This window comes from bacterium, assembly GCA_024228115.1.
Taxonomy (GTDB): Bacteria; Myxococcota_A; UBA9160; order UBA9160; family UBA6930.
Genome location: JAAETT010000049.1, coordinates 1 through 10,391, shown reverse-complemented (window position 1 = coordinate 10,391; position 10,391 = coordinate 1). Strand labels below are relative to the sequence as shown.

Sequence of the window (10,391 nt, the reverse complement as noted above, 5' to 3'; positions counted from 1 at the left end):
CTCCGGTCGAGCCGGGAGGGCGTTCGCCCTGGGTCAAGGACCTTTCGACCCGGAAGATCTGAATCGGAATCCGGAACGGCGGGCTGCGTCGCCCCCCGGCCAAATGATCAGATTTCTACGCTTCTGAGTGAGCGTCTACACTAGCGAACTTGCACACGCCGAACAGACGAGATGCCTGCGCTTTATTTCCTTGCTGGCCGCCCCCCGCCCCGCGACTAGCCGCGCTAGCAACCGGGTTCGCTTCGCCGGGGCTGGGTGCAGGTCGGGCGGAAATAAAGCGCAGGCATAGGAACCGGTTGGCGTGCGCGTCGGTTGCCCTGCGGCGGAAGCCGCGAAGGGCAACACCCTGTTCAGCTCTCTACGCGGCCACCCGATTCCCGGCCGAGCCATTCCGCCCGGCCTGTGCCCAGCCCCGGCGACTCGAGAGCTCCGCACGAGAAGCGAAGCGGAGTTTACGACGGGAGGCATCGACGAGTGTCCCCTAAGTTCGGGGCGTGCACGAGTCAGCATTACTCTACGACCTGGTGGTGCTGCTGGTGTTCGCGGCAGCGGGCGCCGCCTTGTTCGAGCGGCTCGGGCTTCCTTCCATTGCCGGCTTCCTCGTCATGGGCGCGATCGCTGGCCCAGGGGGGCTGGCGCTGGCCGCGGATCCCGAGGACGTGCGGGTCATCGCCGAGTTCGGGGTGGTCTTCCTGCTGTTCGAGATCGGCCTCGAACTACCGCTCGAGCGGGTTCGGAGCCTCCTGCGTACCGGGGTGGCCGCAGGCGTGCTTCAGGTGGGGGGCACACTCCTGGTCGTCAGTTTCCTGGCCAGCTTGTTCGGCCTGCCGGCACGAACGGCTCTCGTGTTAGGCGCGCTGGTTGCGATGTCGAGCACGGCGCTGGTCATTCGCATGCTCAGCGAGCGCGGTGAGATCCATGCTCCCCATGGTCGGGTCGCGGTTTCGATTCTTCTGGTTCAGGATCTCTGCATCGTCCCGTTCTTGCTGGCGATTCCGATTCTCGCGGCGGACGGCCCGATCCGAGCGTGGCCCGTCTTCGAGGCCGTGCTCCTCGCAATGGTCGCGGTGGCGGCCTTCTACGTCGTTGCGCGTTTCGTGCTGCCTCGTCTGCTCGCCGGCGCTGCGGCGGTTCGCTCCCGGGAGGTCTTCACGCTCGTCGCGATCCTGGCGGTGATCGGTGGTGCGCTTGCGGCGGAGGGGCTTGGCCTGACCCTGGCGGTCGGCGCCTTCTTGGCTGGCCTCGTGCTCTCGAGTTCACCCTGGGGGCCGCAGCTGATTTCGGAAGTGCTGCCCGTACGTGGTCTGCTGCTCGGCGTCTTCTTCACGGCGATCGGGATGCTGCTCGATTTCGAAGTGGCGTGGACGCAGGCTCCGACCGTCTTCCTGCTGGTTGCCGCCGCCATCCTCCTGAAGGGCACGATCACGGCCATCTCTGTCAGCTCGGTCATGCGAACGGGCGCCCGAATCGGCGTGCTCGCGGGTGTGGCGTTGGCCCAGACCGGCGAGTTCTCGTTCGTTCTCGTTCAGGTGGCCAGCGAGGCCGAACTGCTGGATCCGGGGCTGACCCAGGCTTTCGTGGCAGCGTCGGTGATCAGCTTGATCGCCACGCCGCTGTTGATTCGCTCGGGAGAAAGACTCGCTACGCGAATTGCGCGAACGTCGGCACCCTCTCCCGAAGAGGTCGATACCACGGCTGAACTTCGCGACCACGCCATCATCGTGGGTTTCGGCCTGGCCGGGAGAAACGTCGGCCGGGTGCTCGAGGCCGTTGGCGTTCCGTTCGCGGCAGTGGAGGCCAACCCGGTCGCGGCCGCGGAAGCTCGCAGGGGTGGCGCGAACGTCATCTGGGGCGATGCGACGCGGATGGGCCTGCTCGAGCAGCTGAAGCTCGATCGCGCTCGCCTCCTCGTCGTCGCTGTGAATGATCCGATCGCCACACGCCAGGTCGTGAGCCGGGCTCACGAGCTCACGCCACAGGTCGTCGTCCTCGCTCGAACGCGATATCTGCTCGAAATCGACGAGCTCGAAACCGCCGGTGCGCACAAAGTGGTGGCCGAAGAACTCGAGGGAACGATCGACCTCGTGGCCAAGACCCTCTACGAACTCGAGATCCCTAGGGGATCGGTGGAACGCTTCTGCACCGAGCTTCGGACCGAAGGTTACTCCCAGCTACGCCAGCCGGCGGCCCTGGCTCTCGATCCCTGGCTGAAGGAGTTGTTGGAACAGGTATCGAGCGAATGGATCGAGCTACCGGACGGTTTCGAATTGGAGCGTTCTCTGGTCGAGCTGGATCTTCGCGCGCGAACGGGGATCAGCGTGCTGGCCGTTGATCGCGATGGAACGACGACGGCGAATCCATCTCCTGATTTCCGGCTGCGTGGGGGCGATCGTCTGCTTGCCTTTGGCAGCGGAGCGGCCCTGGCGCGTGCATGCACGATCTTCGGTGTGGAGCCCGAAGGCCCCTGAGAGATTGGTCCCAGTGGATTCGGGCGGAGTGGCCCTGTCCGCGGCGCGACGGGTCGGGCACGTTCGATGAGCACGCCGGGAGATCTTCATGAAGCTCTATTCGGGCCCGCTCAGCCTCTTCACCGCCAAGGTCCGGATCGCTCTTGCAGAGAAGGGTCTGGCCTACGAACGCATCGAGGTGGATTGGAATCCCAGGGATCGATATCTGCCGCACCATCCGGAGGTGGCGGCTCTGAACCCAAGCGGGCAGGTGCCTGTGCTCGTGGACAGCGACGTCGTGGTCTACGACTCGACACTCATCCTGGTCCATCTCGAGGAGACCCATCCCGGCACTCCGCTGCTGCCCGATGATCCTGGCGGCCGCGCCAGGGCGCGACAACTCGAAGCGTGGGCGGACGAGATCCTCTTTCCCGTGGTGTGGGACGTCATCGAAGAAGCCTTCTACCCGGCACCGCCAGAGGGCCGGGACGCCGGCCGATTGGAATCCGCACGAGCCGCGCTCGCCCACCACCACGCGATGCTCGATAAAGAGCTCACGGGCCGCACATGGTTCTGCGGCGAAACATTCAGCATCGCGGATATCGGCGTGAGGGTGTTCCTCGGGGCCGCCGCGAGCATGGGCGTACCTCCCTCGCAAGAACACGTTCATCTGGCGGCCTGGATGCAGCGCTGCGGAGAGCGTCCATCGATCCGGGATGAATTCGCGGAGATGACCGCCTTCAGCGGGGCGGCGCTGGCGGGCTGAGTCCTTCGGCGGTAGCCGGGCGGCCTTCTGCTCGGCTGAGGATCTCGCTAGCGTGTCCCTGGGGTGAGGCATCATCGGATCCTCATCCAGGAACGTAACGCTCCTCCCGCTCGTCTCGAGCTTGGTGACCCCGAGCTTGGAAGGATTTCGCCCTGCCCGAGTCTCGTCTGCCAGCCATGGCCCACTTGCCTGCCGTCGTCTGGCTGTTGCGGGGCGTATGGGTCGTGCTGCTTCTCACGCTGGTGTTTGAGGGCAACCCGTTTACCGACGGCGTTGCCGAGCGTGAGGCTGCGGGCAAGCGTGTTCGTCCGCAGGACTATGCGACCACGTACACCTGGTGGATGGCCCTGGTCAATCTGGTCGCAGTTTCTTTCGTTCTGGCGACATGGCGTCGTTGGCGGGGCCCCTCGGAGGTGTCCGAGCTGCCGGTTTACTCTCCGCCCGGCTTGCACCCTCCTCGCTGGCTCGTCGTGGGCGTGCTCCTGGCCATGGCGGGGTTGGCCTTCGCGGCGGCACCACGTCTTTCCCATTCTCTTTGGGAAGACGAGAAGTACATGGTCGTCCGTTCCATCGCGGGGCAGTACGTCCTGGAGGAGAACGGAAACCTCGAGTACCCGGGCATCGGATGGAAGGACACGTTCTTCTACTACCGCAAGCCCAACAATCATGTCCCGTACTCCGTGGTTGCACGGATCGCCCACGAGGGCTGGTCCGCCGTCGTTCGCCCCAGCGATGAAAGGGTGAACGAGGTCGTCGTGCGTCTGCCCGCATTGGTCGCCGCCCTGGCGGGCCTCGGCACACTGGCGTGGCTGCTCTGGCGAACGGGACTCCCCCTGGCAGGCCTCGCGGCGGCGTGGATTCTCGCCCTCCATCCCTGGTACCTCCGCTACGCCGCTGAAGTCCGGGGCTACGCCTTTCTGCTTGCGCTGCTTCCTGCACTCGTGATCGCCGCGCTGAGGGTGTTGGAACGCGGCAGCTGGAAGCGGTGGATGGTGTTCGGTGCGGTCGAGATGCTGCTTCTCTGGACGTATCCCGGCGCACTCTTCGTGCTCGTGGTGGTGAATCTCTTCGTCTTCGTGGAGCTGCTTCGCGCACCCAAGGAGATCCGGGCAATTCAACCAACGCGGTACCTTGCCGCCAACGCGTTGGCGGGCCTGGCGTGGTTGCAGATGAACCTGCCGAACATGATGCAGTTCCTTCCCTATTCCGATGTCTGGAAGGGCGAGGTGAACGCGCGTCTGTTGAGCGGTGTCGGCAGCTATCTCGTCACCGGCATGCCGTGGCGGAACGCTCGAGACGGGTTCGCCTCCCTGCAGGACCAGCTCGCTGGAAACCACCTGGCGACCGTTCTCATGTTGGCCGTGATGGCAGCGGCCATCCTCATCGGCGGAGTTCGCATGGCCCGGCGCGGCAGTCCGGCGGTCGCGGCGCTGGTCACGCTGGTGATCCCGGCTCCGCTCACCATCCTCCTGGCCGCGATTCGCGGCGACCATCTCTACCCCTGGTACTTGATTCATGGCCTGCCGGCGGTCGCCATGCTGATCGGGGCAGGCCTGACATTTCCGGCCGCATTCGGCCCGAAGGGGCGCAAAGCCGGCGCGGTCGTGGCCGTGGGATGGCTCATCGCCTTCGCCATGGTGACCCAGCCGATGCGTGAACTCGTGCGCACGCGTGCGCTTCAGCCCACCAAGGACATGGTTCTCGCGGTCCGTCCGAACCCGGATGTCCACGCTCCGGAGCAAGAGCAAATCTTGACGGGTGCTGTCTACGGACCGCCGTTGTTCTACGACCCTCGTTCCGTCGATCTGCCAACCGCAGAAGCCGTTCGTGAACTCATGCGCCGGGCCGATCGGGAAGGCTTGCCTCTTTTCGTGACTTTCAATCGCCCCGTGCTCTCGAGGCGACGCCGCCCGGAGGCCCGGGCGATGTTGGATCACACGGAGTGGTTCGAGCAGGTCGCGCTATTCGAGGGAGTCGAGCCCAAGTCGCAGCACGTGGCCTTCCGCTACCGGCCTGGCTCCTTCGGGCGATCCCCCGCCGTCGAATAGCACCTCCACGCCGCGGAGGGTTCCGAATCGGGCTACCCTCGCCGGCCGAGGAGGGTTCGATGGATCATTTCGAAGACAGGATTGCGGTGATCACCGGTGGCGGAACGGGGATGGGCCGCGAGCTTGCGATCCAGCTTGCCGGAGAGGGCTGCCGCGTTGCGATGTGCGATGTGGCGGAAGAAACGATGGCGCGGACGAAGGCTCTATGCGAGGAGAACGCTCCGGCGGGTACTCGTATCACGACCCATCAGGCCGATGTCTCCTGTGAAGATCAGCTGGTGGCCTTCCGGAATGCGGTCGTTTCCGAGCACGAGACGGATTGCGTCCACCTCGTCTTCAACAACGCGGGGATCGGAGGTGCAGGCAGCCTCATCCTCGCCGATCGGGAAGAGTGGGAGAAGACCTTCGACGTTTGTTGGAAGGGCGTCTACCTGGGTACTCGCACCTTCCTGCCCCTGTTGTTGGCGAGTGACGAAGGACATCTCATCAATACCAGCAGCGTGAACGGATTCTGGGCTTCTCTTGGCCCGCTCACTGCGCACACGGCCTATAGCGCAGCAAAATTCGCGGTGAAGGGGTTCACCGAGGCTCTCGTCAACGATTTCCGGCTGAATGCGCCTCACCTCAAGGTCTCGTTGGTCATGCCGGGCCATATCGGCACGTCGATCGTGATCAACTCGGGGAAGATCCTCGGTCATGATCCGAAGGAGATGTCTGACGACGACCTGCAGGAAGCGCGAGAGCAGATGGCGCGCATGGGATTCGAGGCCGCAGGCGTCACGAACGACCAGATCCGCCAGGCCCTGCAGCAGCGCGCGGAAGAGTTCCGGGACAACGCGCCCATGACCGCGGCCGAGGCGGCGCGCGTCATCCTGGACGGCGTGCGAAAGGGGCAGTGGCGCATCCTCGTGGGTGAGGATGCAGCCAATCTCGACCAGCTCGTTCGAGAGAACCCGGAAGAGGCGTACGAACCTTCCTTCATGGAGAAGTTCCTGGCGACCACGGATTGGCAAATCGGTCAGTGAGCGACCGCCCCCCGGCGATTCGCATCGAGGATCTTGCGAGCCCCGTGCTCACGCCGATGCAGCGGGCCGTGCGTGAGGGAGCCGAGAAGATCGAAGTCGTGTTTCGGCGCGAACGGGTGCTCGCCGAGGCAGAAAAGAGAACAGGCCTCTCGGATTTCGGTTCGCCGGATTTCGAGGAGCGCCTCGATCTATGGCTCGAGAGCCTGGACGCTGACGAGACCCTCAGTGGGGTGGGGCGTGTGGGCGCCTACCGGGATTGTGTTCGTTATGCGTCGGCTCGTCTGCGCATGGAGGATTTCGTCACGCGGAACCCGGATGTCCTCGATCTGGAGATCGAGCGCCCGATCATCGTGGTGGGCCTGCCGCGCTCCGGGACGACCCATCTGCTGAATCTGATCGCAGCAGATCGACGGCTGCGCTCGATGCCCTACTGGGAGAGCCTCGAGCCCGTGCCGGCGCGTGGTGAAGCCGATACGCGTCGGCAGCGGTGCATCGAGGGCCACGAGATGCAATCCCGACTCATGCCGTTGTTGAAGAACATGCACGACATGGCGCCTGATCATGTGCACGAGGAGATCGAGCTTCAAGGCCCGGATTTCTCGACCTACACGATCGAGTGGATCGCCACGATCCCGCGTTGGCGCGACTACTACTACGCTCACGATCAGAGGCCGCACTACGCCTACCTGAAGAGGGCGCTCCAGATTCTCCAGTTCCAACGGGGCCCGAACCGCTGGATCTTGAAGTCACCCCAGCATCTGGAGCAGCTCGGTCCGTTGATCGACACGTTCCCGGATGCCACCGTCGCCTTTACCCACCGGGATCCGGTCTCGGTCATCGCTTCGGCCATCACCATGATCTGCTACGGCGATCGGATTCGCTGCAAGCGTGTCGATCCCGAGGCCACAGCGGCCTATTGGATCGATCGCATCGAACATCTGCTTCGTCGATGCGTTCTGGATCGCGAGCTCGTACCCGAGAGCCAGAGCCTCGACATTCTCTTCGATGAGTTCATGCAGGACGACCTCGCGACCGTGGACCGGATCTACCAGCTTGCGGATCTGGAGAAGACGCCCGCATCCGAGGCTCAGCTGCGGGCCTATATGGAAGCGAACCCGCGCGGAAAGCACGGGAGAATCGCGTACGACTTGAAGGCAGATTTCGGTGTGGATCCGGGAGAGCTGCGAGAGCGCTTCGCGTTCTACTACGAGCGGTTCCCCGTGCGAGTGGAGGGCTGAGCGGTTGGTATCGAGTATGCGCTTCGATTTCTCTGGGGCATCGGTCCTGGTCACCGGTGGCTCGAACGGTATCGGTGCTGGTATTGCGCGGGCATTCGTGACGGCCGGCGCCGACGTCACGATCACGGGGACTCGTGACAAGGCCACGGACTACGAGCACGACCTCTCGGCGTTTCGCTATCTGCCGCTTCAGGCGACTGACTCCGAGGGGCTGGACCGGCTGGCTGAAGAGCTGCCCACCTTGGACGTGTTGGTGAACAACGCGGGTGCGAGCTTCCCGGGCGGCAGGAACGAGGCGATTCCGGACGTCTTCGAGGAGAGCGTGGCGATCAACCTCTTCGCGGCCTACCGGCTCTCGCTTGCCAGCAAGGAGAAGCTTTCGGCCAGCACTCTTGCGGGCGGCGGAAGCGTGGTGAATCTCGCTTCGATGTCCGCCTTCTTCGCTGTTCCGATGGTTCCCGGCTACGCCGCCGCGAAGGCTGGCGTGGTACAGATGACCAAGAACCTGGGCGTCGCGTGGGCGAAGGAGGGAATCCGAGTCAATGCCGTGGCTCCGGGCATCGTTCTCACGAACATGACCGAAGTGATGAAGGGGGTCGAAGCCCTTGAGAAACCCCAACTCGATCGCACGCCGCTCGGCCGCTGGGGACAGCCCGAGGATGTGGCACCGACCGTCTTGTTCCTTTGCAGCGAAGCAGCGAGCTTCGTCACCGGGCAGACATGGAATGTGGACGGAGGCTATTCGGCCTCCTGAGGCTTCTGGAGCAGCAGTCACCCCCTCAGGGAGCGCCCCGGTACCAGATCGGCGAGGTGTAGGCGCGCTCCTGGATCCACCACGGCCCTTCGATCGTCTTCGCGTCCAGACCGAGAGCCAGGGCGTCGCCGACGGAGTGGCGGGGCGTCGGGATCTCGAGCACGCGGACGTAGTAGAATGCGTTCTGGGACGGGTCGAAGTCCGGGTCTTCCCAGACCGTGGAGAGAACCGGTGCCCCGAGGTCGTTGGTGTAGGTCCCCGTCTCCGCATCCACGGTGTTGCCCACGGCGGGCACGCTGCCCGAGGCGTTCGCGACACGATCCCCGGACCAGACGAGATCGTGAACGCGCTCGTGGGTCGCGCCTGCCGAATCGATCCAGCCTTTCACCATCTGCACCCGATCCAGGTGGGCGCTCTTCGGGTCCTTCGCTGCATGGACCAGGAAGCGCGGCGCGCCACCGCCTTCGCGTGCGCGAAGATCGGCACCCATCGGGACGCCGCCGGCGTAGCCGACCTCGGCCAATTGGGGCGCCTCCGCGTCCGCCGCGCCGTAGCTCCAGCCTCCGAACACCCGCACCATGATGCGCGGGCCCGTCGTGGCATACACTTCCTTGCGTCGGAATGCCTCGAGCAGCGCGTCACGTGTGTTCTCCGGTGCCCACACCGCGGCCAGGCCCGAGGCGGACATCGTCCACCCGGTCGGGCCGCCATCGGCCCGCCAGCCCCCCTGCTTGTTCTCGGGAATCGAATCCCGAGCCATCTTCCCCCAGAAGTTCGGCTCTTCCGCGGAGGGGATACCGGTGTGCGCATCGGTCGATCCGATCAGCCCGAAGCGGTAGGGGTTGAAGCCGATCTTCTCTTCGATGGCGAGCCCCCGAAGGAGTGCGCTGCGCACGTAGTCGCCTGCGCCCGGCTCGTAGGGGGGCGGGTTCTGCTGGATGTAGTGCGTGTACGTCTCGAAATCGGCAAAGGGATCGTCCGGCGAGACACTGGGATGGGTCTCCGAATCGCCTTTGATCTGGGTCGCCTCGACGACCGGCTCCCAACGCGCGCGGGTCTGCGCATACTCAGGGCCGATCGGCTCCCCGCGCAGCGAGGTTTCGCCGAACATGTAGCCCTTGGATATATTCGAGTTGTGCGGGATCGCGACGAACTCGGCTCCGGTCTGCTTCGAGGTTTCGTCGAGCCAGGCCCAGAGATCCTCCGGGTACATGCTGTCGGCTGAACTCCAGGGCTGGTACTGGGAGGCCACGCTGGCATCGCTGCTGGTGAAGACGACCCGGTGCAGGTTCGCGCCTGCCGGGATGGAACTCCATTCCCAGCCGATCAAGGCCGTGAACCTACCGGGCTGGTTGTGGGCGTCGGCCAGTTGGATGGCTTCTTGCCAGGTCGTTCGCTGCATGATCTCGTAGTTCGGGATCGCTGCATTCGGGGGATTGGCCGCAGCGGTCTCGACGTCCTGCGTGTCCGGCAGGAGCGAGGTGAAGAACGCCCCGCCTTCGTCCTTCTCGATCGCGCCCCGGACCCGCCGCTCTCCGATCGCGGAGCGGAGTCGGTCGATCAGGCCGAGTCCCTCTCTCGGAATGCCCTTCTCCACGATGTGGCGGATCACGCCCAGATACTCCGCATGGTCGGCGATCACGAGGAAGTCGAGCGGCGTTTCGATCTGCACCCGGGCCCGGTGGAAGGGGTGGATCACCGGCAGGCCCTTGGCGTAGCGATAGGCCGTGGCCGGATCCGCGGTCATGTTGCGATTCAGGAACGCGTCGAAGGAGTTGTTCGTGTGGAGATGGGTATCGCCCCAGAAGAGCTGATTCTGCTGGGAAGCAGCCGGGTCCGGCTCTGCCAGTAGCGGTGTGGCGAGCAGGCTGATGATGAAGACGCTGACCCAGAGACGCATGATTCTTCCCCCCGGCATGAATGCGGACATCGCATCGTACGCCGTTCTCCGGGGCACTTCACTCCGCGACGAACTAGTCCCTTGTATCGACCAAAGGCGGAAGTGTTGTCATGCTAAGCACTGCGTCCCCCGCAGCCAATCGGTTCTCGCCGTGTCGCGGGCCGATTCATGGGGCCCGTATGTCGAAGAAGCGGTATCGGATTGACTTGACGG

The 10,391-nt window shown here is 64.6% G+C and carries 7 protein-coding genes; 6 read left to right on the top strand and 1 reads right to left on the bottom strand.

Annotation, left to right across the window (positions count from 1 at the left end; all coding sequences use genetic code 11):
• Nucleotides 1-494 precede the first annotated feature (494 nt).
• From GY937_01735 to GY937_01710, 6 genes are all read left to right on the top strand, one after another.
• Complete coding sequence (locus GY937_01735) at nt 495-2,468, top strand: hypothetical protein (protein ID MCP5055424.1); 1,974 nt, start codon at nt 495-497, stop codon at nt 2,466-2,468.
• Between the two features lie 88 nt (nt 2,469-2,556).
• Nucleotides 2,557-3,213 (top strand): glutathione S-transferase family protein, encoded by a 657-nt coding sequence (locus tag GY937_01730; protein MCP5055423.1) that lies wholly within the window; start codon nt 2,557-2,559, stop codon nt 3,211-3,213.
• Between the two features lie 176 nt (nt 3,214-3,389).
• A complete protein-coding gene (locus GY937_01725; protein MCP5055422.1) occupies nt 3,390-5,261 on the top strand; it encodes a hypothetical protein in 1,872 nt (623 codons plus the stop codon).
• A gap of 59 nt (nt 5,262-5,320) precedes the next feature.
• Nucleotides 5,321-6,286, top strand: a complete 966-nt coding sequence (locus GY937_01720) for an SDR family NAD(P)-dependent oxidoreductase (GenBank protein MCP5055421.1) — start codon at nt 5,321-5,323, stop codon at nt 6,284-6,286.
• Nucleotides 6,287-6,342: 56 nt separating this feature from the next.
• Nucleotides 6,343-7,524 (top strand): sulfotransferase, encoded by a 1,182-nt coding sequence (locus GY937_01715; protein MCP5055420.1) that lies wholly within the window; start codon nt 6,343-6,345, stop codon nt 7,522-7,524.
• A 4-nt stretch (nt 7,525-7,528) separates the two neighbouring features.
• A complete protein-coding gene (locus GY937_01710) occupies nt 7,529-8,278 on the top strand; it encodes an SDR family oxidoreductase (protein MCP5055419.1) in 750 nt (249 codons plus the stop codon).
• Nucleotides 8,279-8,303: 25 nt separating this feature from the next.
• Here GY937_01710 and GY937_01705 read toward each other — a convergent pair whose 3' ends face one another.
• Nucleotides 8,304-10,178: a DUF3604 domain-containing protein gene (locus GY937_01705; GenBank protein ID MCP5055418.1), complete on the bottom strand. Its 1,875-nt coding sequence runs from the start codon at nt 10,176-10,178 to the stop codon at nt 8,304-8,306.
• Between the last annotated feature and the right edge of the window lie 213 nt (nt 10,179-10,391).

Bases quoted from the DNA above. Each gene is read 5' to 3' on its own strand.
- GY937_01730 (MCP5055423.1), top strand. From the start codon at position 2,557: ATGAAGCTCTATTCGGGCCCGCTCAGCCTCTTCACCGCCAAGGTCCGG.
- GY937_01725 (MCP5055422.1), top strand. From the start codon at position 3,390: ATGGCCCACTTGCCTGCCGTCGTCTGGCTGTTGCGGGGCGTATGGGTC.
- GY937_01720 (MCP5055421.1), top strand. From the start codon at position 5,321: ATGGATCATTTCGAAGACAGGATTGCGGTGATCACCGGTGGCGGAACG.
- GY937_01715 (MCP5055420.1), top strand. From the start codon at position 6,343: ATGCAGCGGGCCGTGCGTGAGGGAGCCGAGAAGATCGAAGTCGTGTTT.
- GY937_01705 (MCP5055418.1), bottom strand. From the start codon at position 10,178: ATGCGTCTCTGGGTCAGCGTCTTCATCATCAGCCTGCTCGCCACACCG.